Here is a 25962-nt window from a genome sequence, read left to right as displayed (position 1 = left end):
AAGCATTCGCACGTACTTTTAGGAGGAATTAGGATGGATGAAGACATTATCGGCGGGAAGCACTCCGTATTGGAGGCGCTTCGTGCCGGCCGGACGATTAATAAAATATGGATTGCCGAAGGCGCTCAGAAGCAGTTCGCAGGACCGATTGTGGCGGAAGCCAAAAATCTAGGCATTATTGTTCAATTTACGGACAAGCGTAAACTGGATCAGATGGCAGAGGGGCTGCAGCATCAAGGTGTTGTTGCCCAAGTTGCTGCGTATGCTTACGTGGAAGTTGAGGATATCTTAGCCAAAGCGAAAGCGCTGGGGCAAGAGCCGTTCATTTTGATACTCGATGAAATTGAAGATCCGCATAACCTAGGTTCCATTCTGCGTACCGCCGATTGTACGGGAGTTCATGGTGTAATTATACCGAAACGCCGATCCGTAGGGCTAACAGCAACGGTGTCCAAAACCTCAGCAGGCGCAGTAGAGTATGTGCCGGTGGCGCGTGTGACGAATATTTCGCAAACAATTGAGCAACTAAAAGAACAAGGTGTTTGGGTTGCAGGTACCGATGTTTCAGCCGCTCAAGATGTCTATAAAGCTAACTTTACGATTCCGATTGCCCTAGTTATTGGTAACGAGGGTAAGGGTGTTGGCCGACTTATTAAAGAGAGATGTGACTTCTTAGTCAAACTGCCAATGGCGGGACATGTTAATTCGTTGAATGCCTCAGTTGCCGCGGGTGTATTGATGTACGAAGTGGTTAGACAGCGCAATAAGGGCTAAATAGGATGGAACAGATCCTAATTGTAGATGGATACAACATTATCGGCGCCTGGCCCGAGTTAAGCAAATTAAAGGATACCGATCTTGAAGGTGCGCGTGACGGTCTGATTCATATGCTTGCGGAGTTTCAATCTTTTTCAGGTATGAAGGTTTATCTCGTTTTTGATGCGTATATGGTACCTGGATTGGGTAAGAAATATGTACAGAATAAACTGGCTGTGCTCTATACCAAAGAGAAGGAAACCGCAGATGAGCGAATCGAACGATTAGTGACGAATCTGATGGGTAGGCGCAAGGAAATATTCGTGGCGACGTCGGATATGATTGAGCAGCATGTCATATTTGGCAAAGGGGCGCTTCGGATGCCCGCAAAAGAGTTATTAGTGAAAATTAAACAAAATCGTAAAGATGTTCGTGAGCGCATAATACCGGAAAGAACAACCAAACGAAATCCATTCGGAGGCAAGCTGAGTGACGAGATGAAAGCGGAGTTAGAACGATGGCGAAGAGGGGAGTAAATCCTCCAAATGCTAGAAATGGTGGGGTTCCCCGTTGACGGTGTGAGATTTCATCATGTATACTTAACCTAACTTTTATAGTGAAATCTGGGTAGTCTTGCAGGCCGGAGGGATTGTTGGTGAGTGTCGACCTCAAAGAACTGAGAATGTATGATTATGACCTCAAGCCAGATGAAGACATTGTCGAAGCAGTCCGTGAAGGCAGTAGCGAAGCTTTGGAATATCTTATCAATAAGTATAAGAATTTTGTTCGTGCTAAAGCACGTTCATATTTTTTGATAGGTGCAGACCGAGAAGATATTGTGCAGGAAGGCATGATAGGTTTATATAAATCTATCCGCGACTTCCGAGGAGACAAGCTTGCTTCATTCAAAGCCTTTGCTGAACTGTGTATCACGCGGCAGATCATCACGGCGATTAAGACAGCAACTCGTCAAAAGCATATACCTCTTAATTCCTACGTGTCACTGGATAAGCCCATCTATGATGAAGATTCTGATCGTACGCTGCTTGATGTTATTAGCGGCTCCCGGGTGACTGATCCTGAGGAATTGGTTATTAATCAAGAAGAGTTTACGGGACTTGAAGATAAAATGGGAGAGATTTTAAGTGACTTAGAGCGTAGAGTGCTTATGCTCTATCTCGATGGCAGATCCTATCAAGAAATTGCTGTGGATCTCGACCGCCATGTGAAGTCAATTGACAATGCTCTCCAACGTGTTAAGCGCAAGCTTGAGCGGTATTTAGAAGTTAGAGATTTGTAGAAATGCCCGTGCTGCTTGAGCTGTACGGGTGTTTTTCTTTCTTCGTATGTTTAGTAACTCTCGGGAGAGTCTATACTGGTGATACTCTTGCATTTGTGAGACTTCTACCTTGACACTCGGGGGGCAGTTGTGATAAAGTGTTTCAGGTAGCCCTAAAAGTCGCTTTCTTTTTGATGCGCTTAGAAGGGCTTTAATTAGAAAGTGTCTGTAGGAGGTGTACATCATGCGGGTCATCATCACATTAGCGTGCACAAATTGCAAACAAAGAAACTATGCATCCACTAAAAATAAGCGCAACAATCCCGACCGTATTGAGTTGAAGAAATATTGCAAATTTTGCAATGAACATACTGCTCATCGCGAGACTAGGTAGTTCTTTGGAGGTGTAGTTTGTGGCGTTCTTGGCTAGAATGAGACAAAGCTTCGGATCCACTTTTTCCTTCTTCACCGACAGTTGGTCAGAACTCAAAAAGGTCAAGTGGCCAAGTCGCAAAGAGATGACTACTTATACGCTTGTCGTTATAGGTACAGTAACTTTTGTTGCTATTTATTTTTTTGTGCTGGATCTAGGAATTTCTGAGTTGCTGCGCCTTGTTTTTAAATAAACAGGACTATAGGTGAATTTATTCATGGAAAAAAGATGGTACGTCGTACATACCTATTCAGGGTATGAGAACAAAGTGAAAGCCAACTTAGAGAAGCGCGTTGAGTCTATGGAAATGACGGACAAGATCTTCCGTGTGCTTGTGCCTATGGAAGAGGAATTGGTAAACAAGGATGGCAAGAAGAAAGTTGTCATGCGTAAAGTTTATCCAGGGTATGTCCTCGTAGAAATGATTCAAACAGACGACTCTTGGTACGTAGTACGTAATACGCCAGGAGTAACTGGATTCGTAGGTTCTACTGGATCCGGCTCTAAACCAACTGCATTATTACCTGAGGAAGTTGAATCAATCCTGAAGCATATGGGAATGGAAGAGCCGAAGGAAGTAATTGACTTCGAACTCAAAGAGACTGTACGCGTTAAGGTTGGTCCATTTGCGAACTTTGTTGGCTCTGTCGAAGAGATTATTGCCGATAAGGGGAAGCTGAAGGTACATGTCAACATGTTTGGAAGAGAAACACCGCTTGAGCTCGATTTCGACCAAGTTGAGAAACTCTAAGGACATGACAACCAAAAGGCTCTACCAGGTCTATTCCTTGGGATAGACCTACGTTAGTGGGATCGCTTAGATTCATGAGTAGTGAGGCTTTGATTCGTCAAGGACTCCTATATTACTGCAAGGAGGTGTCTATCATGGCAAAAAAGGTTATTAAAATCGTGAAGCTTCAAGTTCAAGCTGCGAAAGCAAATCCAGCACCACCGATCGGTCCAGCATTGGGTCAAGCAGGTGTGAACATCATGGCTTTCTGTAAAGAGTTTAACGCTCGTACTGCTGATCAAGTTGGTCTAATCATTCCAGTTGAAATCACAGTTTTCGAAGACCGTTCCTTTACATTTATCACTAAAACGCCTCCGGCTGCAGTTCTGCTTCGCGTCGTTGCTGGTATCGAAAAAGGATCAGGCGAACCGAACAAGAAGAAAGTTGCAACTGTGAAACGCGCGAAAGTTCGCGAAATCGCTGAACAAAAAATGCCTGACCTAAATGCTGCATCCGTTGAGGCTGCAATGCGTATGGTTGAAGGTACTGCTCGCAGCATGGGAATCGTCATCGAAGATTAATTCCGCAAGGAATGCGACTGCGTAAGCACGATGCTTACAGAAATGTTTTCTACGAAAACACGGAGGTCGCTCGGTGGGAGGATTATCCGCTAATACCACTAAGGAGGATAAATATTATGCCTAAACACGGTAAAAAATACCGCGAAGTAGCTCAGCTTGTAAATGCTGAAACTTTGTATGATCCGTCAGAAGCAATCGAGCTTGTTAAGAAAACAGCTCCTGCTAAATTCGATGAAACTGTAGATGTTGCAGTTCGTCTGGGTGTAGACCCAAGAAAACAAGATCAGGCTGTTCGTGGTGTCGTTGTACTTCCACACGGTACTGGTAAAACAAAACGCGTTCTCGTATTTGCAAAAGGCGAGAAAGCAAAAGAGGCTGAAGCAGCTGGTGCAGATTTTGTTGGTGATGCAGACATGATCAACAAAATTCAACAAGGTTGGTTCGAGTTCGATGTTTGCGTAGCTACTCCTGACATGATGAGCGAAGTTGGTAAACTGGGTCGTATCCTCGGGGGTAAAGGTCTAATGCCGAACCCTAAAGCAGGAACAGTTACTTTCGACGTTACTAAAGCTGTTCAAGAGATCAAAGCTGGTAAAATCGAATACCGTCTTGATAAAGCAGGTCAAATTCATGCTCCACTTGGTAAAGTATCTTTCGATGCAGACAAGTTGAACGAAAACTTCAAAGCATTGGTTGATGCACTTGTTCGTGCGAAACCAGCAGCAGCTAAAGGTGTATACCTTAAGAACATCGCTGTATCTTCCACAATGGGTCCAAGCGTACGTGTGAACCTGTCATCCTTCAGATAAGTAAAAGGTTCCAGTTGACTTCGGTTACTGGGCGTGATACTCTATCAAAGGTCCTAAAAATGAATATGCAAACCGTAGACAGTAGGTGCCGATGGCTTAATTTCCTACCGAGGTGTTATGATATATATAACGATTTCTTTGTACATCAGGGAAAAAGTGAACACATCATGCCTTCGTAGCGTCTACGAAGGCATTTCTTATTCATAGATAAGAAATGCTAATGCTCCTACTGTTTGCGATCTTGAAAGATAAATGCATAAGAAGTGAGGTGTACTATGGCAAACGCGAAAATTCTTGCAGAGAAAGAACAAGCAGTAGCCGAAGTGACTGAGAAGTTTAAAGCTAGTGCTTCTACAATCATAGCGGACTACCGCGGTTTGAACGTAGCTCAAGTAACTCAGCTGCGCAAAAGCTTGCGCGAAGCTGGTATTGAATTCGTAGTTCTCAAGAACTCGTTGGCTAGACGCGCATCGGCGAATGCTGAACTTAGCGCATTGGATGAGTACCTAACAGGTCCAACTGCTATTGCTTTCAGCAAAGACGATCTAGTTGCTCCAGCGAAAATTTTGACTGAATTTGCGAAAAAGAATGATAAATTGAGCGTAAAAGGTGGCGTGGTCGAAGGCCGCGTAGTTGGATACGATCAAATCAAAGCACTTGCAGAACTTCCATCCAGAGATGGTCTTCTCTCCATGTTGCTTAGCGTTCTTCAAGCTCCAGTTCGTAACTTTGCTCTTGCTGTTAAAGCAGTTGCAGAGAAAAAAGAAGCTGAAGGTCAAGCTTAATAGTAACGAACGATTTGTTTTACAAACCCAAAAACTAATTTATTAATGATAATGGAGGTTTAACCATGAGCACAAATGCAACGATCCTAGAAGCAATCAAAGGCATGACAATCTTGGAATTGAACGACCTGGTTAAAGCAATCGAAGAAGAGTTTGGCGTAACAGCAGCAGCTCCAGTAGCAGCTGGCGGCGGCGCAGCAGTAGCAGTTGAAGAAGCTCAAACTGAGTTTGACGTTATCTTGACAAGCGCTGGCGCATCCAAAATCAACGTAATTAAAGTAGTTCGTGAAATCACAGGTCTTGGCCTGAAAGAAGCGAAAGACCTTGTTGACGGAGCTCCAAAAGCAGTTAAAGAAAAAGTTAGCCAAGAAGAAGCAGACGCTGTTAAAGCTAAGCTTACTGAAGCTGGCGCTTCCGTAGAAGTTAAGTAATTTCTTTTCGTGAGAAACCTCTTGAAGCTTGACTTCAAGAGGTTTTTTTCAACATATAAGTATGAAAAGTTTCACAGGATATGAACGGCGGTAATGCCGTTTGTTGTGCCTAAGTTTGTACCCTTAGGAAAGCCTTAGAAACGCACGTGGTTATTTGTTTTTCCTATAGGTAGAAAAGGAGGGAATTCAAACGTGTCAGAGCATTACTACACAAAGCAGCCGACCGTAAAGAGTGATGTGCACACAACGCAGGAAACACTTCGTGGTAAGACATTTACTTTTCTAACGGATGCGGGAGTGTTCTCAAAAAAAGGTGTCGATTATGGCAGTAAACATTTAATAGAAACGATGGAACTATCGGAAGCTGATCGTGTTCTTGATGTAGGGTGTGGCTATGGCCCGATGGGGCTGAGCGCAGCGGTGATGTGTCCGAAGGGACATGTGACAATGGTCGACATTAATGAAAGAGCAGTCGAACTTTCGGTGGAGAATGCGCGGCGAAATGGTATTACGAATGTTACCATTCTACAAAGCGATCTATTGGAGCAGGTGAAAGGCAAGCAATTTGATGCTGTTCTGACCAATCCGCCAATTCGTGCGGGGAAAGAAACGGTTCATAAGATTTTCGTGGATGCTTATGATTGCTTGATAGATGGAGGTTCTCTGTGGGTTGTCATCCAGAAGAAGCAAGGGGCGCCTTCGGCAGTGAAGAAGCTGGAGACCATGTATAGTGAAGTGGTGGAAGTTTCGAAGGATAAAGGGTACCGGATTCTTAAAGCAACGAAGTAAATCTTCGCGAGTATACGTGGGAATTTATTTGACTTGACATTTCAAATGTGATATTATTAAAAAATGTCGGTATTAAGATGGGACACATGTCTTTAGTTAGTAAAAATGTCAAGTCTTTTTTTCAGCTGTTATGAATAAAATTCGAACCTGTAACGTATAATGTTTGAATTTTGGGAAATTCTAACAGGATGGAGACAATTTCTTGATAAAGTTATTGAATACAGAGAAAAACCTTCATCCATACAGTCGCTTAATTCGGACGGGCTCCACTAACGGAGGCGTCCTGAGTGTACGTCGGTCGAAGTTTTTCTTCTTTCTTTTTATTTATTGAGTAGAGTTGAGGGGTGAATGAAAGTTGGCGGGACATCTTGTTCAATTTGGACGACGTAAACGCAGGACTTATGCACGAATTAATGAGGTTCTGGGCATTCCAAACCTGATTGAAATCCAGCAAAAATCGTATGAGTGGTTTTTGGAAGAGGGACTTCGTGAGATGTTTCAAGATATCTCCCCGATTCAGGATTTTACAGGGAACCTAGTACTGGAGTTCATTGACTATAGCTTAGGCGATCCTAAGTATTCTGTTGATGAGTCCAAAGAACGCGACGTAACTTATGCGGCGCCGTTAAGAGTCAAAGTCCGTTTGATTAATAAGGAAACTGGCGAGGTCAAAGAACAAGAAGTGTTCATGGGGGATTTCCCTATTATGACCGATACAGGGACGTTCATTATTAACGGTGCGGAGCGTGTAATCGTCTCCCAGCTCGTTCGTTCTCCCAGTGTTTATTATAGCACGAAAGTGGATAAAAACGGCAAAAAAACTTACACGGCTACAGTGATTCCTAACCGTGGAGCATGGCTGGAACTTGAGACAGATGCGAAAGATATTATCTATGTTCGTATTGATCGCACGCGTAAAATTCCAGTTACGGTATTGCTTCGTTCATTAGGATTTGGTACGGATGCTGAAATTCTAGATTTGCTTGGCGATAACGAATATATTCGTAACACGCTAGATAAAGATAACACGGATTCTACGGAAAAAGCGTTAATCGAGATCTATGAGCGTCTTCGTCCAGGTGAGCCACCTACGCTTGATAATGCAAGAAGCTTGATCGTTGCTCGTTTCTTTGATCCGAAGCGTTATGATTTGGCTAACGTAGGTCGTTACAAAATCAATAAAAAATTACACATCAAAAACCGCTTATTCAATCAACGCTTGGCTGAAACTTTGGTAGATTCCGAAACGGGAGAAATCATTGCTGAAGCTGGACAGTTGTTGGATCGTCGTGTGCTAGATGAAATCCTGCCTTTTATCGAAAAAGGTGCGGGATATAAAGAGTTTACGATTCCTAAAGGTGTAACTGGCGCGGATACAATCCCTGTTCAGTGCATTAATGTTTATTCGCCAACAGAAGAAGGCAAGGTAGTTAAGGTTATTTCTAACGGTGTAATTGATAAAGCTGTCAAGAACATCACGCCTGCCGATATCATCTCTTCCATTAACTACTTTATTAACTTACTGCATGGTATTGGAAATACGGATGATATTGACCATCTAGGTAACCGTCGACTTCGTTCTGTAGGTGAGTTGCTGCAAAATCAATTCCGTATCGGTCTATCCCGTATGGAGCGTGTTGTTCGTGAGCGTATGTCGATTCAAGACGCTAACGTGATTACGCCGCAAGCGTTGATCAACATTCGTCCAGTAATCGCATCAATCAAAGAGTTCTTTGGTAGCTCCCAACTTTCTCAGTTTATGGACCAAACGAATCCGCTTGCTGAATTGACGCATAAGAGACGTCTATCTGCACTCGGACCCGGCGGTTTGACGAGAGAGCGCGCAGGGATGGAAGTTCGTGACGTGCATCACTCTCACTATGGCCGTATGTGTCCAATTGAGACGCCTGAGGGACCGAATATTGGTCTGATTAACTCCTTGTCAACGTTTGCCCGTATTAACGAATATGGCTTCATTGAAGCTCCTTATCGTTGGGTAGATCCGAAGACTGGTTTGGTTACGGATCAAATCGCGTACCTGACAGCAGATGAAGAAGATAACTACGTTATCGCACAAGCGAATGCGAAATTGACGGAAGATAATAAATTCGTCGAAGACGCGATTATCGTTCGTTACAAAGATGACAACTTAACACTTCCGGTAGAACGTGTCGACTACATGGACGTTTCTCCGAAGCAAGTTGTATCCGTTGCGACAGCGTTAATCCCGTTCCTTGAAAACGATGACTCCAACCGCGCGTTAATGGGTTCCAACATGCAGCGTCAAGCAGTTCCGCTTCTTATCCCTAAAGCACCGCTTGTAGGTACGGGAATGGAGCACAAGGTTGCTAAGGACTCAGGAGTATGTATTGTCTCCAAATTTGACGGAATTATTGAGAAAGCTGCTGCGAATGAAATTTGGTTGCGTCGCCAAGAAATGGTTGATGGCAAACTAGTCAGCGGCAACATCGTGAAATATAAGCTTCACAAATTTATGCGTTCTAACCAAGGTACTTGTATTAATCAACGCCCGATTGTTAAAAAAGGTCAATTGATTAAAGCAGGGGATATCCTTGCTGATGGACCATCGACAGAACAAGGCGAATTGGCGCTTGGGCGTAACGTAGTCGTAGCTTTCATGACTTGGGAAGGTTACAACTATGAGGATGCGATCTTGCTAAGCCAAAAGCTAGTTAAGGAAGATGTGTACACCTCCATTCATATTGAGGAGTACGAGTCCGAAGCTCGTGATACGAAGCTTGGACCTGAAGAAATTACTCGCGACATCCCGAACGTAGGGGAAGACGCACTTAAGAATCTTGATGAGCGCGGAATCATCCGTGTTGGTGCTGAAATTGGCGCTGGCGACATTCTCGTTGGTAAAGTAACGCCGAAGGGTGTGACGGAGCTGACAGCGGAAGAAAGATTGCTGCACGCAATCTTCGGTGAGAAAGCTCGTGAGGTTCGTGATACGTCCCTACGCGTACCGCATGGTACAGATGGTATCGTGGTTGATGTGAAAGTATTTACACGTGAGAACGGCGATGAGCTGCCTCCAGGTGTTAACCAACTCGTTCGTGTCTATATTGCTCAAAAACGGAAAATTTCCGAGGGCGATAAGATGGCGGGACGTCATGGTAACAAAGGGGTAGTTGCTCGTATTCTCCCTGAAGAAGATATGCCCTTCCTTCCAGATGGTACACCAGTAGAAGTCGTTCTGAATCCACTAGGGGTTCCTTCCCGGATGAACATCGGTCAAGTACTTGAAGTTCACTTAGGTATGGCCTCCAAGTATTTGGGCATCCACGCTGCTACACCGGTATTCGATGGAGCGCGTGAGTATGACGTATTTGATGCCATGGAAGAAGCAGGTATGCAACGTAGCGGTAAAACGATTCTGTACGATGGTCGTACTGGTGAGTCCTTCGAGCGTGAAGTAACCGTTGGCGTTATGTACATGATCAAACTTGCACACATGGTTGACGATAAAATCCATGCCCGTTCCACAGGACCTTACTCCCTTGTTACTCAGCAGCCGCTGGGTGGTAAAGCGCAGTTCGGTGGACAACGTTTCGGGGAGATGGAGGTATGGGCACTCGAAGCTTATGGAGCTGCTTATACATTGCAAGAAATTCTTACCGTTAAGTCAGATGACGTCGTGGGCCGTGTGAAAACATACGAATCCATTGTCAAAGGCGAGAACGTTCCAGAACCAGGCGTTCCGGAATCCTTCAAAGTTTTGATCAAAGAGCTTCAAAGTTTAGGAATGGATGTTAAGATCCTGTCTGGCGACGAAGAAGAGATCGAAATGCGCGAAGCGGATGACGACGATGAAGTGACTAGTGATAAATTAAACCTAAACATCGAGGGCACCGAGCTTGGGGTCAACGAATAGTAACATAGCATTAGATCGAGAACGATTCACTGTAAAGTGGGTTTAAATTTCTTAAAGGAGGGTTGCTCCTTGATGGACGTTAACAACTTCGAGTTTATGAAAATCGGCTTGGCATCACCCGATAAAATTCGCTCTTGGTCCCGTGGGGAAGTAAAGAAGCCGGAAACGATTAACTACAGAACCTTAAAACCTGAGAAAGAAGGTCTTTTCTGTGAAAAGATCTTCGGACCTACGAAAGATTGGGAATGTCATTGCGGTAAATACAAACGCGTTCGTTATAAAGGCGTCGTTTGTGACCGTTGTGGCGTTGAAGTAACCCGTCAAAAAGTACGTCGTGAACGCATGGGGCACATAGAGCTTGCTGCTCCTGTTTCACACATTTGGTACTTTAAAGGGATTCCTAGCCGTATGGGTCTTGCATTAGATATGTCTCCAAGATCATTGGAAGAAATTATCTACTTTGCATCCTACGTAGTAACGGATCCAGGTGATACGCCACTTGAGAAGAAGCAACTATTGTCTGAGAAGGAATACCGTAGCTATCGTGAAAAATACGGCTATGCTTTCCAAGCAGGCATGGGTGCGGAAGCTGTCAAAAAGCTGCTTATCGATATTGATATCGAGCGCGAAGTAGACACACTTAAAGAGGAACTCAAAACAGCACAAGGTCAACGTCGTAATCGTGCGATTAAGCGTTTGGAAGTTATGGAAGCATTCCGTAATTCCAAAAACCTACCTGGTTGGATGGTACTGGATGTACTTCCTGTAATCCCTCCAGAGCTTCGTCCGATGGTGCAACTTGATGGTGGTCGTTTTGCGACATCCGATTTGAATGATCTGTATCGTCGTGTAATTAACCGTAACAACCGTCTGAAGAGATTGCTCGACCTAGGCGCACCGGATATCATTGTTCAAAATGAGAAACGGATGCTTCAAGAAGCGGTTGATGCTTTGATCGATAACGGTCGTCGCGGCCGTCCAGTTACAGGTCCGGGTAACCGTCCATTGAAATCCCTCAGCCATATGCTGAAAGGTAAACAAGGTCGTTTCCGTCAGAACTTGCTCGGTAAACGTGTCGACTACTCCGGTCGTTCTGTTATCGTAGTAGGACCTAACCTGAAGATGTACCAATGTGGTCTTCCGAAGGAAATGGCGCTTGAATTGTTCAAGCCTTTCGTCATGAAAGAGCTTGTGAATAAAGGTTTGGCTCATAACATCAAGAGTGCGAAACGTAAAGTCGAGCGCGTAAGTCCAGATGTTTGGGATGTTCTAGAAGAAGTTATCAAGGAACACCCGGTTCTTCTGAACCGTGCCCCTACGTTGCATAGATTGGGTATTCAAGCTTTTGAACCGATTCTGGTTGAAGGCCGCGCTATTAAACTTCACCCGCTTGTATGTACAGCTTACAACGCTGACTTCGACGGTGACCAAATGGCCGTTCACGTACCATTGTCCTCAGAAGCTCAAGCTGAAGCTCGTTTGCTCATGTTAGCATCGGGTAACATTTTGAATCCGAAAGACGGTAAGCCAGTTGTTACGCCTTCACAGGATATGGTCTTGGGAAGCTTCTACTTAACAACGGATAATAAATTTGCTAAAGGTGCAGGTTCTATCATTAGAACGGTTCATGAAGCAGTTTCTTCCTACCAATCGGGCAAAATGGCACTACATGCACGCGTAGCGATTCCTGCTAAAGCATTGAACAAAACTAGTTTCACTGAGAAGCAACAAAACGCTATGTTGATCACAACAATCGGTAAAATCATTATGAACGAAATCTATCCTGCTGATTTCCCATTCATTAATGAACCGACCAAAACGAACTTACTGAATGGTATTCCAGACTCCCACTTTGTCTTTGATAAAGGTGCCGATCTGAAAGCAATCATGTTGGAACGTGATGAGAACAAAGCGGTAGGTAAAGAATATTTAGGGTCGATTATTGCAGAGTGCTTCCGTAAGTACCATACAACGCAAACGTCGATGATTCTTGATAAAATTAAAGAGCTTGGATTCACGTATTCCACTAAAGCGGGTATTACCGTAGCGGTCTCTGACGTTGTAGTTCCAACTGAAAAAGTAGCAATCCTAAAAGATTGTGAAGAGAAAGTACGCGTAGTTACGAACCAATATCGCCGTGGTTTGATTACAGATGAAGAGCGTTATGACCGCGTTATTGCGATCTGGAGTAAAGCGAAGGATGAAATCACTGAGATTTTGATGAAATCCCTAGATAAATACAACTCCATTTCCATGATGGTTGAATCCAAAGCACGGGGTAACAAATCTCAGATTACACAGCTTGGCGGTATGCGTGGTTTGATGGCGAATCCATCCGGTAAGATTATGGAGTTGCCGATTAAATCGAACTTCCGTGAAGGTCTGACAATCTTGGAGTACTTTATTTCCACGCACGGAGCGCGTAAAGGTCTTGCCGATACAGCACTTCGTACAGCGGACTCCGGTTACTTGACTCGTCGTCTCGTTGACGTAGCACAAGATGTTATCGTTCGTGAAGACGATTGTGGTACAGACAAAGGCTTCATGGTTAGCAAAATTCAAGATGGTAAAGAGGTTATTGAGGATCTTTACGATCGTATTGAAGGACGCTACGCCTACGAAACGCTTCGTCATCCACAAACAGGTGAAGTCATTGTACAACGCAATGAGCTTATTGAATCTGGTATTGCAGATCGTATTATTGAAGCAGGTATCGAGAAACTTCAAATTCGTTCTGTACTTAGCTGCCGCACCAATCATGGTGTTTGTAAGAAATGTTATGGTCGTAACTTGGCTACTGGTCAATTCGTTGAGGTTGGTGAGGCAGTTGGTATTATTGCCGCGCAATCCATTGGTGAGCCAGGAACACAGTTGACGATGCGTACATTCCATACCGGTGGTGTTGCCGGAGACGATATTACACAAGGTTTGCCGCGTATTCAAGAGCTCTTTGAAGCCCGTAATCCGAAGGGGCAAGCGATCATTTCCGAAATCGACGGTGTCGTGAAGGAAATTCGTGAAGCGAAGGATCGTCGCGAAATTGAAGTTCAAGGTGAAGCGGAATCCAAAGTATATGCTGTTCCTTACGGATCTCGTGTACGTGTTTCGTTGAATCAACAAGTTGAAGCTGGTGACGAGTTGACGGACGGATCTATCGATCCGAAAGAAATGCTTCGCATCAAAGGTATTCGCGGCGTTCAGAACTATATTCTTCAAGAAGTTCAACGTGTTTATCGTAACCAAGGGGTAGAAATTAACGATAAACATATTGAAGTTATGGTTCGTCAAATGCTACGTAAAATCCGCATCGTAGATGCTGGTGATACTACGCTACTACCTGGTTCATTTGTTGATATCCATGAGTATGAAGCAGCTAATAAGGTTGCTTTGTTCGCTGGTAACGAGCCTGCGGTTGCTCGTCCAATCTTGCTCGGTATCACCAAAGCTTCCCTTGAGACGGACTCCTTCTTGTCTGCAGCCTCTTTCCAAGAGACGACACGTGTCTTGACAGATGCAGCGATTAAGGGGAAAGTCGACCAATTGTTAGGTTTGAAAGAGAATGTTATTATCGGTAAACTGATCCCTGCGGGAACAGGTATGCCAAGATATCGTAACATTCGCATCACGAACCCGAACGAGGTTGTCGTTTTGGATGAAGATTTGGAAAAAGAAACAGTTGCCGTTGAGTAATTAAATATATGTAAAGAGGTAGCCACTTGATTAGGGGTGGCTATCTCTTTTTGTGTAAACAAACTGGCTTAGGTCATTGTAGAATAACTTAAACTAGCCCTTGACACTGGCTAATCAAAATGCTAATATATCGTAGTGTGCCTAAGTCGATATTCTTTCCTTTCTTTGAAGGGGGTGCCTAATGTCATATGAAATAGTCAAACAGGCGAAGAATAGATGTGTAGGCACGAAGAAAGTTACAAAAACAGTCGAGCAAGGTAAGGCGATAGAAGTTTTTGTTTCTAAAGATGCAGATCCGCGATTGACGATAAATCTGGTAGCTCTCTGTACGCAGATGGGTGTGCCTGTAACCTACGTAGATTCTATGAAGATGCTAGGTAAAGCATGTGGAATTGAAGTTGGAGCTGCGGTAGCAGCTGTTGTAAATGAATAAGTGCTAAAGGTGTTTTTGTTAGTGGAAGATGATTGTGTAAGTTCTCGTGACTTTGGCGACTCTTCATAACAAAGACTTTCTCTTTGCTCATTTATGACTCGCCTGGATCTGTGGGCTTGCAAGAAGCACATCATGTTATGAATGTAGGGAGGAGGTGGCGATATGCCAACAATTAACCAACTAGTACGTAAAGGTCGTCAAGCGAAGGTGGATAAGTCCAAATCACCAGCTTTGCAAAAAGGTTTTAACGCTTTGAAAAGAGAAGCAACGGATTTGAGCGCTCCTCAAAAACGTGGTGTCTGCACGCGTGTAGGTACTATGACTCCTAAGAAGCCTAACTCCGCACTTCGTAAATACGCACGTGTTCGTTTGACGAACCGCGTAGAGGTGACAGCTTATATCCCAGGTATCGGTCACAACCTGCAAGAACACAGCGTTGTATTGATCCGTGGTGGTAGAATTAAAGATCTTCCAGGGGTACGTTATCACATCGTGCGTGGAGCACTTGATACTTCCGGTGTTAACAACCGTAAGCAATCCCGTTCCAAATACGGTACGAAACGTCCGAAAGTTAAAAAATAAGAGATAATAATCAGGAATGATTCTTATAAGAAAGGGGGATAACTATGCCTCGTAAAGGTCCAGTTACTCGCAGAGACGTATTGCCAGATCCTATTTATAATAGCAAACTAGTTACTCGTCTTATCAATCGTATTATGGTTGATGGAAAAAGAGGGGTAGCACAAACGATTCTATACAACGCTTTTAACCTCGTGAAAGATCGTACAGGTAAAGAGCCGATGGAAGTGTTTGAAGCTGCTATCAAAAACATTATGCCAGTACTAGAAGTTAAAGCTCGCCGTGTTGGTGGAGCAAACTATCAAGTACCTATCGAAGTTAGACCTGACCGTCGTTCGACTTTAGGTTTGCGTTGGTTGGTTAACTATTCCCGTCTTCGTGGTGAGAAGACGATGGAAGAAAGATTGGCTTATGAAATTATCGATGCTAGCAATAGCACTGGTTCTTCCGTTAAGAAACGTGAAGATACACACAAAATGGCTGAAGCTAACAAAGCGTTCGCTCACTACCGTTGGTAGAATTCTAAATTAATAAACGAAAGGAGACATAACGACTTATGGCTAGAGAGTTCTCCTTAAAAAACACACGTAACATCGGGATCATGGCTCATATCGATGCTGGTAAAACGACTACTACAGAACGTATCTTGTTCTACACTGGTAAAGTTCACAAAATCGGAGAAGTCCACGAAGGTGGCGCTACGATGGACTGGATGGAGCAGGAGCAAGAGCGCGGAATTACGATTACTTCCGCCGCTACAACTGCGCAATGGGAAGGTCACCGCATCAATATTATTGATACCCCGGGGCACGTTGACTTTACCGTAGAGGTAGAGCGTTCCCTGCGTGTGTTAGATGGAGCAGTTGGTGTATTTAGTGCGAAAGAGGGCGTTGAGCCTCAATCGGAAACAGTTTGGAGACAAGCTGATAAATACAACGTTCCACGGATTGCTTACGTAAACAAAATGGATATCATCGGTGCAGACTTCCTGCAAGTTGTTGAGTCCATGCGTCAAAAACTTGGTGCAAATGCTGTAGCTATTCAACTTCCGATCGGTGCTGAAAGTGATTTCAAAGGCATCATCGACTTGGTAGATGAAGTTGCATATATGTACAAAGACGATCTTGGTAAGGATATCGAGAAAATCGAGATTCCTGCTGAGTTCAAAGATCAAGTTGCAGAACTTCGTTTGGAACTAATCGAGAAAGTTGCTGAGCTTGATGAAGAGCTTACAATGAAGTACCTCGAGGGTGAAGAACTTACTGTTGATGAGATCAAAGCAGCTCTGCGTAAAGGTGTCTGCGAAGTGAAAATCTTCCCAGTTATCGTAGGGTCTTCTTACAGAAACAAAGGTGTTCAATTGATGTTGGATGCGGTAATTAATTACCTGCCATCACCACTTGATGTACCTGACATTAAAGGTGTACTTGACGATGGTACTGAAGTGGTTCGTAAGTCTGCTGATGATCAACCTTTCTCAGCGCTTGCATTCAAAATCATGACAGATCCTTTCGTTGGTCGTCTTACGTTCTTCCGTGTTTACTCTGGTACCTTGAACTCCGGTTCCTATGTCTCTAACGCGACAAAAGGCAAACGTGAGCGCGTTGGTCGTATCCTGCAAATGCATGCGAACAGCCGTCAAGAGATCAGCATTGTATACGCCGGTGACATCGCCGCGGCCGTTGGATTGAAAGATACAACGACTGGTGATACACTTTGTGATGAGAAACATCCAGTTATTCTTGAGAAAATGGTCTTCCCTGAACCGGTTATCCAGCTTGCTGTTGAACCGAAGACGAAAGCCGACCAAGATAAAATGGGTATCGCATTGCAAAAGCTTGCTGAAGAAGATCCTACTTTCCGTGCTTCCACAGACGAAGAAACAGGACAAACGATCATCGCAGGTATGGGTGAGCTTCACCTTGAGATCCTAGTTGACCGTATGCTTCGTGAGTTCAAAGTAGAAACCAATGTAGGTAAACCGCAAGTTGCTTACCGTGAAACATTCCGCGCAGCAGCTAAAGTTGAAGGTAAATTCGTTCGTCAATCCGGTGGTCGTGGTCAATACGGACATTGTTGGGTGGAGTTCGAACCTCAAGAAGCTGGAGCAGGTTTTGTTTTCGAAAGCAAAGTAGTCGGCGGATCTATTCCAAGAGAATACATCGCACCTATTCAAGCTGGTATCGAAGAGTCCATGAAAAACGGTGTAATCGCAGGATTCCCGCTTGTGGATATCAAAGCTACTGTTGTTGATGGATCGTACCATGATGTTGACTCCAATGAAATGGCGTTCAAAATCGCGGGATCCATGGCACTTAAAGCTGCTAAAGAAAAATGTAAACCGGTTCTTCTTGAGCCAATCATGAAGGTTGAAGTTACTGTACCAGAAGAGTACATGGGCGATGTTATGGGTGACCTTAACTCCCGTCGTGGACGTATTGAAGGTATGGATAACCGTCATGGCGCGCAAATCATCCGTGCTAAAGTGCCTTTGTCCGAAATGTTTGGATATTCCACAACACTTCGTTCAAGAACACAAGGCCGTGGTGTTTACTCCATGGAACTTTCGCATTATGAAGAAGTACCTAAGTCCATTGCAGAAGAAATTATTGCAAAAGGCAAAGGCGCTTAATATAAAACTAATAGTCACTCTAAGGAGGAATCGTTTAAAATGGCAAAGGCTAAATTTGAACGTAACAAACCGCATGTTAACATCGGTACTATCGGTCACGTTGACCATGGTAAAACAACTTTGACAGCTGCTATCACTACAGTATTGTCCAAACGTTATGGCGGTGCTGCAGTAGCATTCGACCAAATCGATAAAGCACCAGAAGAGCGCGAGCGTGGTATCACAATCTCCACAGCACACGTTGAGTACGAAACTCCTAACCGTCACTATGCACACGTAGACTGCCCAGGACATGCTGACTATGTTAAAAACATGATCACTGGTGCTGCTCAAATGGACGGCGCTATCCTAGTTGTATCCGCAGCTGATGGCCCTATGCCACAAACACGTGAGCACATTCTTCTTTCCCGTCAAGTAGGCGTACCTTACATCGTGGTATTCCTTAACAAATGTGACATGGTTGAAGACGAAGAGTTGCTTGAATTGGTTGAGATGGAAGTTCGCGACCTTCTTAACGAATATGAGTTCCCAGGCGATGATACTCCAATCATCCGTGGAGCAGCTCGTGAAGCTCTTCAAAACCCAGATGGCGCATGGGCTGATAAAATTATCGAATTGTTCGAACAAGTTGATACTTATATCCCAACTCCTGAGCGTCAAACTGACAAGCCTTTCCTTATGCCAGTTGAGGATGTATTCTCAATCACTGGTCGTGGAACAGTTGCTACAGGCCGTGTAGAGCGTGGAACTGTTAAAGTACAAGAAGAAGTTGAAATCGTTGGTATCGCTGAAGAAACTCGCAAATGCGTAGTAACAGGCGTAGAGATGTTCCGTAAATTGCTTGACTCCGCTCAAGCAGGTGACAACATTGGTGCCCTTCTTCGTGGTGTTGATCGTAAAGATATCGAGCGTGGACAAGTACTTGCTAAGCCAGGTTCAGTTAAACCACACACGAACTTTACAGCTCAAATCTACGTTCTAACTAAAGAAGAGGGTGGCCGTCACAAGCCTTTCTTCACTGGTTACCGTCCACAGTTCTACTTCCGTACAACTGACGTTACTGGTATCATCAACCTTCCAGAAGGAACAGAGATGGTAATGCCAGGTGATAACATCACTGTTACTGTAGAACTAATCAACCCAATCGCTATCGAAGAAGGTACTCGCTTCGCGATTCGTGAAGGCGGACGTACTGTTGGTGCGGGCGCGGTTGCTACAATTCAAAAGTAATCTCTCTTTGAGAGATCGAACATCCATCGATTTATCGGTGGATGTTTTTTTTTGTTTCTTATGATAATTGCGATAAACTTAAACAGCCCAATCACGTATATCAAATGGAAACAGAATGCAGTGGTTTTAATAATAATCTTTTATTATAATGTAGGAACGGATTCAGAAAACGACAGCGGATGCTTACTTATATAGAAGGAAAAATAGCTTGGCGAATAAATATGTGTGTTTGCCTAAAATTTCGCTTGCATTTCGTTTTATAATTTTATATAATATTAAACGTTGGTCTGTGACGTTGCGATGATGTGAAAGGTTGCCGACACACCAGGCCCCTTTGCCATGGGGATGGCTGTTGGAGAATTTTCACGGAGTATGTCCGATACTAAATTGGGCGATAGAAGGAGGGACTTTAAATGGCAAAGCAAAAAATTCGTATCCGTTTGAAGGCGTATGATCACAGAATTATTGATCAATCAGCTGAGAAAATCGTGGAAACTGCCAAGCGTTCCGGTGCAGGTGTATCCGGTCCGATTCCGCTTCCGACAGAGAAGCAAATCATCACGATTCTTCGTGCGGTGCACAAGTACAAGGATTCGCGTGAGCAATTCGAAATGCGTACGCATAAGCGTCTAATCGATATTGTGAATCCAACACCACAAACAGTTGATGCTTTGATGCGTCTAGACTTACCGTCTGGCGTTGACATCGAGATCAAACTGTAAAACAACTATAGAGTTAACAATGGAAGGAAAAGAGGTGTCAACGATGAAAGGTATCTTAGGAAAAAAACTTGGGATGACACAATTGTTTACTCCGGAGGGTAACGTAGTTCCGGTAACTGTCATTCAAGCGGGACCATGTGTGGTACTGCAAAAGAAAGATGTGGATAACGATGGTTATGAGTCGATCCAAATCGGTTTTGATGATGTAAAAGCTAGCCGTATCATTAAACCAGAGCTTGGCCATGCGAAAAAAGCAGGGGCAACGCCTAAGCGCTACGTTAAAGAAATTCGTGGCATTCAGTTGGGTGACTATGAAGTAGGTCAAGAACTGAAGGCAGATCTGTTCGCAGAGGGCGAATTCGTTGATGTAACGGGTACTTCCAAAGGTAAAGGTTTCCAAGGTAACATCAAAAGACATAACCAATCCACTGGGCCAATGGCACACGGATCACGTTATCACCGCGGACCAGGTTCGATGGGTTCCATTCAAGCAAATCGCGTTCCTAAAGGTAAGAAATTACCAGGACATATGGGTAACGAAACAGTAACACTACAAAATCTTCAAATCATTAAAGTAGATGCTGAGCGTAATGTATTGCTAGTTAAAGGTTCCATTCCGGGTCCTAAAAACAGCTACGTTAGCGTGAAGTCTGCTGTTAAAAAGTAAGAAAGGAGGAAGACAGATGCCAAAAGTAGCTTTATATAATGTAACAGGTGCTCAGGTAGGAGAAATTGAACTGTCTGATGTTGTTTTCGGAATTGAACCTCACGTTCATGCGATTCACGAAGCTGTTCTTTTGCAACAAGCAGCTGTGCGTCAAGGAACTCACAAAACAAAAGGTCGTTCAGAAGTTCGCGGCGGTGGTCGTAAACCTTGGAAACAAAAAGGTACAGGTCGTGCGCGTCAAGGTAGTATTCGTGCTCCACAGTGGAAAGGCGGCGGTACCGTATTCGGACCAACTCCTCGTAGCTATGGTTTCAAATTGCCTAGAAAAGTTCGTCGCTTAGCGATCAAATCCGCTTTGTCCTCGAAACTTATCGATAACAACTTGATCGTTCTGGATCAACTTCAATTGAATGCTCCGAAAACGAAAGAATTCGTTGCAATTTTGAACAACCTGAAAGTAGATCGCAAAGTTTTAGTTGTAGGCGTTGCTAACGACTCCAATGTTGCTTTGTCTGCTCGTAACATCCCAGGTGTGAAATTCGTTGCTGCTGATGGAGTTAACGTTCTTGATGTCATGCTTTATGACAAATTGATCTTAACGCAAGAAGCTGTACAGAAAGTTGAGGAGGTGCTTGCACAATGAAAAATCCACGCGACATTATCAAGCGCCCGATCATCACTGAGCGTACAAGCGACCTAATGGCTAATAAAAAGTATGTTTTCGAAGTGGATCTTCGAGCTAACAAAACAGAAATTAAACAAGCTATCGAAGCAATCTTCAAAGTTAAAGTTACAAATGTAAACACACTCAGAATGCCAGCTAAGCCTAAACGTTATGGCAAACACTCTGGTTACACTTCCATCTGGAAGAAAGCTATCGTGTCCCTAAGCGCAGAAAGCAAAGAATTGGAATTCTTCGAAACAGTATAATCCATTTCTCAAAGTAAGGAGGAAACAGAGTGCCAATTAAAAAATACAAACCAACCTCACCAGCTCGTCGTGCGATGTCGGTTTCTACTTTTGAAGAAATCACAACATCAACACCCGAGAAATCATTGCTTGCTCCTTTGTTCAAGCATGCTGGTCGTAATAACCAAGGTAAAATTACGGTTCGTCACCATGGTGGTGGACACAAACGTAAATACCGTATTATCGATTTCAAACGTACTAAAGATGGAATACCAGGACGCGTTGCTACAGTTGAGTACGATCCTAACCGTTCCGCAAACATCGCATTGATTCATTATGCTGATGGCGAAAAAACATACATCATCGCTCCTAAAGGCCTTAAAGTGGACGATCGTATCGTTTCTGGACCACAAGCTGATATCAAAGTAGGTAACGCACTTCCATTGGAAAACATTCCAGTTGGTACAGTTATCCACAACATTGAGTTGAAACCTGGTAAAGGTGCACAATTAGTGCGCGCTGCTGGTACTGAAGCTCAATTGCTTGGTAAAGAAGAGTCTTACGTAACAATTCGCCTATCTTCTGGTGAAGTTCGTAAAGTACTAAAAGTTTGCCGCGCAACAATCGGATCTGTTGGTAACGAAGATCACGAACTCGTGAAAATCGGTAAAGCAGGACGTAACCGTTGGAAAGGCAATCGTCCACAAGTTCGTGGGGTTGTTATGAACCCGAATGATCACCCACACGGTGGTGGTGAAGGACGTGCACCAATCGGACGTAAATCACCTATGTCTCCATGGGGTAAACCGACGCTTGGTTTCAAAACTCGTAAAAAAGGTAAAGCATCCGATAAATACATTGTACGTCGTCGTACGAAGTAATCACGATAAAATGAATCGAATAAATGTTTCAATTTATCTAGGATATAGATATTCTCTTGAGGTTCAAGGAAGGGAGGAACACCCATGGGTCGCAGCTTAAAGAAGGGTCCATTTATCGATGGTCACTTACTGAAAAAAGTAGAAGACTTAAACACTGCGGAAAAGAAAGTTGTTGTTAAAACGTGGTCCCGTCGTTCTACAATTTACCCGCAATTCGTTGGTCACACTTTCGGAGTTTATGACGGAAGAAAACACGTGCCAGTATATGTAACGGAAGATATGGTTGGGCATAAGCTTGGTGAATTTGCTCCAACACGTACGTATAAAGGTCACGATGACGATAAGAAAACCGGAAAACGTTAATTCATTTTTAACCGAGAGGAGGTACTACCATGCAAGCTAAAGCAATATTGAACCACGCTCGGATTGCTCCTCGTAAAGCAAAGCTAGTTGTTGACTTGATTCGGGGAAAAGCGGTAGGTGAAGCGATCGCAATTCTGCGTCATACACCAAAAGCAGCTTCTCCAATTCTGGAGAAACTATTGAATTCCGCAATTGCCAATGCAGAGCATAACTATTCATTAGATCCAAACAAACTTGTTGTTTCCGAGACTTTCGTAAATCAAGGGCCAACAATGAAAAGATTCCAACAACGTGCAATGGGCCGCGCTAGCGCGATCAAAAAACGTACCAGCCACATCACAATCGTGGTATCTGAAAAATAAGGAGGGGTAACGTGTGGGTCAGAAAGTACACCCGATAGGTTTTAGAATTGGTGTCATTCGTGATTGGGAGTCCAAATGGTTTGCAGAAAAAGATTTCGGAACTCTGCTGCTTGAAGACGTCAAAATCCGCGAATACTTAAAGAATAAACTTAAAGATTCTGCAGTTTCCCATATCGATATCGAGCGCGCGGCTAACCGTGTTAACGTAACGATTCATACTGCTAAACCAGGAATGGTTATTGGTAAAGGCGGAGCTGAAGTTGAAGTTATTCGTAACTACATCGCAGCTATGTCGAACAAAAAAGTTCATATCAACATTTCTGAAATCAAACACCCAGATCTTGATGCTATCCTAGTAGCTGAAGCTGTTGCACTTCAATTGGAGCGTCGTGTTTCTTTCCGTCGTGCGATGAAGCAAGCTATGCAAAGAACAATGAGATCCGGAGCAAAAGGTATTAAAGTTGCAACTAGCGGACGTCTTGGCGGTGCTGAGATTGCTCGTACGGAAGGATATAGCGAAGGAACTGTTCCACTTCATACACTTCGTGCGGATATTGACTATGGTACAGCTGAAGCAGCTACTACTTATGGACGTATTGGTGTAAAAGTATGGATTTATCGTGGAGAAGTGCTTCCGACAGCTAAGAAAAAGGCTCAGCCGGAAGGAGGAAATTAAATCATGTTAGTACCTAAACGTGTAAAACACCGCAAAGAACACCGCGGTAGCATGAAAGGTCGCGCTAAAGGCGGTACGGAAGTTGCTTTTGGCGAATTCGGATTGCAAGCGACAGAGCCGGCATGGGTAACCAACCGTCAAATCGAGGCAGCTCGTATTGCCATGACACGTTACATCAAACGTGGCGGTAAAGTTTGGATTAAAATCTTCCCAGCTAAACCAGTTACACAAAAACCGCTTGAAGTCCGTATGGGTAGTGGTAAAGGTAGCGTGGAAAAATGGGTTTCCGTTGTAAAACCGGGCAAAATTTTGTTTGAACTTGCTGGTGTAAGCGAAGAGGTTGCTCGCGAAGCAATGCGTCTTGCAGCTCACAAGCTTCCAATCAAAACGAAGTTCGTGAAAAGAGAAGAAGTAGGCGGTGAAGCAAATGAAGGGTAGTGAATTCCGGAACTTAACCACTGCTGAAATCGAGCAAAAAGTTAATGGTTTTAAAGAAGAACTCTTTAACCTCCGTTTTCAATTAGCTACTGGTCAATTGGACAACCCGACTCAAATTCGTGATTTGCGTAAAGAGATCGCTCGTGCCAAGACTATTTTGCGTGAAAGAGAACTGGGTATTGGGTAACCAAATCTAGAAGGGAGTGTTCCTTAGATGGCTGAACGTAACGATCGTAAAGTTCTGATCGGTAAAGTTGTCAGCGATAAAATGGATAAAACCATTGTTGTTGCTGTTGAAACTTACAAAAAACATGAACTCTATCACAAGAGAATCAAACATACGAAAAAGTTTAAAGCGCATGACGAAAACAACCAAGCTAAGATTGGTGACACTGTGAAAATCAGTGAAACTAGACCGTTGTCCAAAGATAAAAGCTGGAGACTGGTTGAAATTCTTGAAGTGGCAGTTGTTATCTAATATTCTAGATATGAACCCCGAAAGGAGGGAATACGATGATTCAACCATTTACTCGTTTGGCTGTCGCTGACAACTCAGGTGCGAAACAATTGATGTGTATCCGCGTTTTGGGTGGTACTGGTCGTCGCGTTGGTCACATTGGTGATTTGATCGTATGTTCAGTAAAAGAAGCAACACCAGGTGGCGTTGTCAAAAAAGGTGACGTTGTTAAAGCAGTTATCGTTCGTACGAAGAGCGGTGCTCGCCGTAAAGACGGTTCATATATCTCATTCGATGAGAATGCAGCTGTTATCGTGAAAGAAGATAAGAGCCCACGTGGTACTCGTATCTTCGGACCAGTTGCTCGCGAACTTCGCGATAGAGACTTCATGAAGATCGTATCCTTGGCTCCAGAAGTTATCTAAGACGTGTTACGATGTTGTTTTCCTAACCGGAGAACCCCAGGAGGTGTAGAAGCTAATGCCAAGACTTAAAAAGAGACTTGAGTCTCATAACAATAAATTGCACGTGAAAAAAGACGATACAGTTTTCGTTATCACTGGCAAAGACAAAGGTAAGAAAGGCCGCGTAATCGCTGCTTACCCTCGTCAAAATCGTGTTCTTGTTGAAGGTGTAAACATGGTTAAGAAACATGCGAAACCATCCCAACTTAACCCACAAGGCGGTATCTTGAATCAAGAAGCTGCTATCCACGTTTCTAACGTGATGCTGATTGATCCTAAGAGCGGCAAACCTACTCGCGTAGGATACAAAGTATTAGATAACGGAACGAAAGTTCGTATCGCGAAAAAATCCGGCGAAGTTATCGACTAATACACACATGTAAGGAAAGGAGGAAACTAAGTCATGACAGTAAGATTGAAAGATCGTTACTTGAACGAGATTACACCAGCTTTAATTCAAAAGTTCAACTACACGACAGTTATGCAAGTACCGAAAATTGAGAAAGTTGTTATCAACATGGGTGTTGGTGAAGCTGTTTCAAACTCCAAAGTACTTGATACTGCAGTAGAAGATCTTCAAAAAATCTCTGGTCAAAAACCAGTTGTAACTAAATCCAAAAAAGCGATCGCAGGTTTCAAACTTCGCGAAAACATGCCGATTGGTGCGAAAGTAACTCTTCGCGGCGAGCGCATGTACCACTTCTTGGACAAATTGTTTAACGTATCACTTCCACGTGTACGTGACTTCCGCGGTATCTCCAACAAAGCATTTGATGGTCGCGGTAACTACACGCTTGGTTTGAAGGAACAACTCATTTTCCCAGAAATTGAGTATGATAAAATCGATAAAGTTCGTGGTATGGATATTGTTATCGTAACGACGGCTAAGTCCGACGAGGAAGCTCGCGAGCTTTTAACACAACTCGGAGCGCCTTTCGTAAAATAGGTTACCAGTCGTACCTATCAGGAGG

The 25962-nt window shown here is 43.7% G+C and carries 32 protein-coding genes and 1 other annotated feature; all 32 genes read left to right on the top strand.

What is annotated here, in order from left to right:
• Window positions 1–33 precede the first annotated feature (33 nt).
• The 32 genes from rlmB to rplE all read left to right on the top strand — a co-directional run bounded on the left by rlmB (window position 34) and on the right by rplE (window position 25937).
• Window positions 34–774, top strand: a complete 741-nt coding sequence (gene rlmB / locus AC58PV_RS33660; RefSeq protein ID WP_497437350.1) for a 23S rRNA (guanosine(2251)-2'-O)-methyltransferase RlmB — start codon at window positions 34–36, stop codon at window positions 772–774.
• 5 nt (window positions 775–779) lie between these two features.
• Window positions 780–1292, top strand: coding sequence for an NYN domain-containing protein (locus AC58PV_RS33655; protein WP_497437349.1), 513 nt, complete (start codon window positions 780–782; stop codon window positions 1290–1292).
• 119 nt (window positions 1293–1411) lie between these two features.
• Entirely contained in the window at window positions 1412–2056 is a 645-nt protein-coding gene (gene sigH, locus AC58PV_RS33650; RefSeq protein WP_028557511.1) for an RNA polymerase sporulation sigma factor SigH, read from the top strand.
• A 223-nt stretch (window positions 2057–2279) separates the two neighbouring features.
• Entirely contained in the window at window positions 2280–2429 is a 150-nt protein-coding gene (gene rpmG / locus AC58PV_RS33645; RefSeq protein ID WP_079418041.1) for a 50S ribosomal protein L33, read from the top strand.
• Between the two features lie 19 nt (window positions 2430–2448).
• Window positions 2449–2661: a preprotein translocase subunit SecE gene (gene secE / locus AC58PV_RS33640; protein WP_047683213.1), complete on the top strand. Its 213-nt coding sequence runs from the start codon at window positions 2449–2451 to the stop codon at window positions 2659–2661.
• Between the two features lie 24 nt (window positions 2662–2685).
• A complete protein-coding gene (nusG, locus tag AC58PV_RS33635) occupies window positions 2686–3219 on the top strand; it encodes a transcription termination/antitermination protein NusG (RefSeq protein ID WP_028557509.1) in 534 nt (177 codons plus the stop codon).
• A 134-nt stretch (window positions 3220–3353) separates the two neighbouring features.
• Window positions 3354–3779 (top strand): 50S ribosomal protein L11, encoded by a 426-nt coding sequence (gene rplK, locus AC58PV_RS33630; RefSeq protein ID WP_028557508.1) that lies wholly within the window; start codon window positions 3354–3356, stop codon window positions 3777–3779.
• A 116-nt stretch (window positions 3780–3895) separates the two neighbouring features.
• On the top strand, window positions 3896–4588 hold the full coding sequence (rplA, locus tag AC58PV_RS33625) for a 50S ribosomal protein L1 (protein WP_028557507.1): 693 nt from the start codon (window positions 3896–3898) through the stop codon (window positions 4586–4588).
• 54 nt (window positions 4589–4642) lie between these two features.
• Window positions 4643–4795, top strand: a sequence feature (ribosomal protein L10 leader region).
• Between the two features lie 68 nt (window positions 4796–4863).
• Window positions 4864–5373: a 50S ribosomal protein L10 gene (gene rplJ / locus AC58PV_RS33620; RefSeq protein ID WP_068661872.1), complete on the top strand. Its 510-nt coding sequence runs from the start codon at window positions 4864–4866 to the stop codon at window positions 5371–5373.
• A gap of 65 nt (window positions 5374–5438) precedes the next feature.
• Window positions 5439–5804, top strand: a complete 366-nt coding sequence (gene rplL / locus AC58PV_RS33615) for a 50S ribosomal protein L7/L12 (protein WP_057313458.1) — start codon at window positions 5439–5441, stop codon at window positions 5802–5804.
• A gap of 192 nt (window positions 5805–5996) precedes the next feature.
• Window positions 5997–6593 carry a class I SAM-dependent methyltransferase gene (locus tag AC58PV_RS33610; protein ID WP_497437348.1) on the top strand — a complete coding sequence of 199 codons (597 nt, stop codon included), beginning with the start codon at window positions 5997–5999 and terminating at the stop codon, window positions 6591–6593.
• A 355-nt stretch (window positions 6594–6948) separates the two neighbouring features.
• Window positions 6949–10488, top strand: a complete 3540-nt coding sequence (gene rpoB, locus AC58PV_RS33605) for a DNA-directed RNA polymerase subunit beta (protein WP_497412840.1) — start codon at window positions 6949–6951, stop codon at window positions 10486–10488.
• Between the two features lie 69 nt (window positions 10489–10557).
• Window positions 10558–14178 (top strand): DNA-directed RNA polymerase subunit beta', encoded by a 3621-nt coding sequence (gene rpoC / locus AC58PV_RS33600; protein ID WP_497437347.1) that lies wholly within the window; start codon window positions 10558–10560, stop codon window positions 14176–14178.
• Between the two features lie 181 nt (window positions 14179–14359).
• Window positions 14360–14611, top strand: coding sequence for a ribosomal L7Ae/L30e/S12e/Gadd45 family protein (locus AC58PV_RS33595; protein ID WP_056618306.1), 252 nt, complete (start codon window positions 14360–14362; stop codon window positions 14609–14611).
• Window positions 14612–14773: 162 nt separating this feature from the next.
• On the top strand, window positions 14774–15193 hold the full coding sequence (rpsL, locus tag AC58PV_RS33590) for a 30S ribosomal protein S12 (RefSeq protein WP_028557500.1): 420 nt from the start codon (window positions 14774–14776) through the stop codon (window positions 15191–15193).
• 44 nt (window positions 15194–15237) lie between these two features.
• On the top strand, window positions 15238–15708 hold the full coding sequence (gene rpsG, locus AC58PV_RS33585) for a 30S ribosomal protein S7 (protein ID WP_028557499.1): 471 nt from the start codon (window positions 15238–15240) through the stop codon (window positions 15706–15708).
• Between the two features lie 38 nt (window positions 15709–15746).
• Window positions 15747–17822 carry an elongation factor G gene (fusA, locus tag AC58PV_RS33580; RefSeq protein WP_497437345.1) on the top strand — a complete coding sequence of 692 codons (2076 nt, stop codon included), beginning with the start codon at window positions 15747–15749 and terminating at the stop codon, window positions 17820–17822.
• A gap of 39 nt (window positions 17823–17861) precedes the next feature.
• Window positions 17862–19052, top strand: a complete 1191-nt coding sequence (tuf, locus tag AC58PV_RS33575) for an elongation factor Tu (protein ID WP_068661877.1) — start codon at window positions 17862–17864, stop codon at window positions 19050–19052.
• A 413-nt stretch (window positions 19053–19465) separates the two neighbouring features.
• Entirely contained in the window at window positions 19466–19774 is a 309-nt protein-coding gene (gene rpsJ, locus AC58PV_RS33570) for a 30S ribosomal protein S10 (protein ID WP_028557496.1), read from the top strand.
• Between the two features lie 43 nt (window positions 19775–19817).
• The gene (rplC, locus tag AC58PV_RS33565) at window positions 19818–20441 is read left to right on the top strand and encodes a 50S ribosomal protein L3 (RefSeq protein ID WP_056618299.1); all 624 of its coding nucleotides are present in this window, start codon (window positions 19818–19820) and stop codon (window positions 20439–20441) included.
• 16 nt (window positions 20442–20457) lie between these two features.
• Window positions 20458–21084 (top strand): 50S ribosomal protein L4, encoded by a 627-nt coding sequence (rplD, locus tag AC58PV_RS33560; RefSeq protein WP_068661878.1) that lies wholly within the window; start codon window positions 20458–20460, stop codon window positions 21082–21084.
• Window positions 21081–21371 carry a 50S ribosomal protein L23 gene (rplW, locus tag AC58PV_RS33555; RefSeq protein WP_056618288.1) on the top strand — a complete coding sequence of 97 codons (291 nt, stop codon included), beginning with the start codon at window positions 21081–21083 and terminating at the stop codon, window positions 21369–21371. Before rplD ends, rplW begins: the two co-directional genes overlap by 4 nt.
• Window positions 21372–21400: 29 nt before the next feature.
• Complete coding sequence (gene rplB / locus AC58PV_RS33550) at window positions 21401–22231, top strand: 50S ribosomal protein L2 (protein ID WP_068661879.1); 831 nt, start codon at window positions 21401–21403, stop codon at window positions 22229–22231.
• Between the two features lie 84 nt (window positions 22232–22315).
• On the top strand, window positions 22316–22594 hold the full coding sequence (gene rpsS / locus AC58PV_RS33545; protein WP_068661880.1) for a 30S ribosomal protein S19: 279 nt from the start codon (window positions 22316–22318) through the stop codon (window positions 22592–22594).
• A 29-nt stretch (window positions 22595–22623) separates the two neighbouring features.
• Complete coding sequence (gene rplV, locus AC58PV_RS33540) at window positions 22624–22956, top strand: 50S ribosomal protein L22 (protein WP_028557490.1); 333 nt, start codon at window positions 22624–22626, stop codon at window positions 22954–22956.
• A 13-nt stretch (window positions 22957–22969) separates the two neighbouring features.
• Window positions 22970–23632, top strand: a complete 663-nt coding sequence (rpsC, locus tag AC58PV_RS33535; protein WP_028557489.1) for a 30S ribosomal protein S3 — start codon at window positions 22970–22972, stop codon at window positions 23630–23632.
• A 3-nt stretch (window positions 23633–23635) separates the two neighbouring features.
• Window positions 23636–24070, top strand: a complete 435-nt coding sequence (gene rplP / locus AC58PV_RS33530; protein WP_068661881.1) for a 50S ribosomal protein L16 — start codon at window positions 23636–23638, stop codon at window positions 24068–24070.
• Window positions 24060–24257 carry a 50S ribosomal protein L29 gene (gene rpmC, locus AC58PV_RS33525; RefSeq protein WP_028557487.1) on the top strand — a complete coding sequence of 66 codons (198 nt, stop codon included), beginning with the start codon at window positions 24060–24062 and terminating at the stop codon, window positions 24255–24257. The genes rplP and rpmC overlap by 11 nt, the downstream gene beginning before the upstream one ends.
• Window positions 24258–24284: 27 nt before the next feature.
• Complete coding sequence (gene rpsQ, locus AC58PV_RS33520; RefSeq protein WP_068661882.1) at window positions 24285–24548, top strand: 30S ribosomal protein S17; 264 nt, start codon at window positions 24285–24287, stop codon at window positions 24546–24548.
• Window positions 24549–24583: 35 nt separating this feature from the next.
• Window positions 24584–24952 carry a 50S ribosomal protein L14 gene (gene rplN, locus AC58PV_RS33515; RefSeq protein ID WP_028557485.1) on the top strand — a complete coding sequence of 123 codons (369 nt, stop codon included), beginning with the start codon at window positions 24584–24586 and terminating at the stop codon, window positions 24950–24952.
• Window positions 24953–25007: 55 nt separating this feature from the next.
• A complete protein-coding gene (gene rplX / locus AC58PV_RS33510) occupies window positions 25008–25361 on the top strand; it encodes a 50S ribosomal protein L24 (RefSeq protein ID WP_081787661.1) in 354 nt (117 codons plus the stop codon).
• Between the two features lie 33 nt (window positions 25362–25394).
• Window positions 25395–25937, top strand: a complete 543-nt coding sequence (rplE, locus tag AC58PV_RS33505; protein ID WP_057313451.1) for a 50S ribosomal protein L5 — start codon at window positions 25395–25397, stop codon at window positions 25935–25937.
• Window positions 25938–25962 lie beyond the last annotated feature (25 nt).

The sequence above is a fragment of the Paenibacillus sp. J22FR83 genome (assembly GCF_059691955.1).
The sequence above is the reverse complement of the archived record's forward strand: the minus strand, read 5'-3'. Positions and strand labels throughout refer to the sequence as shown.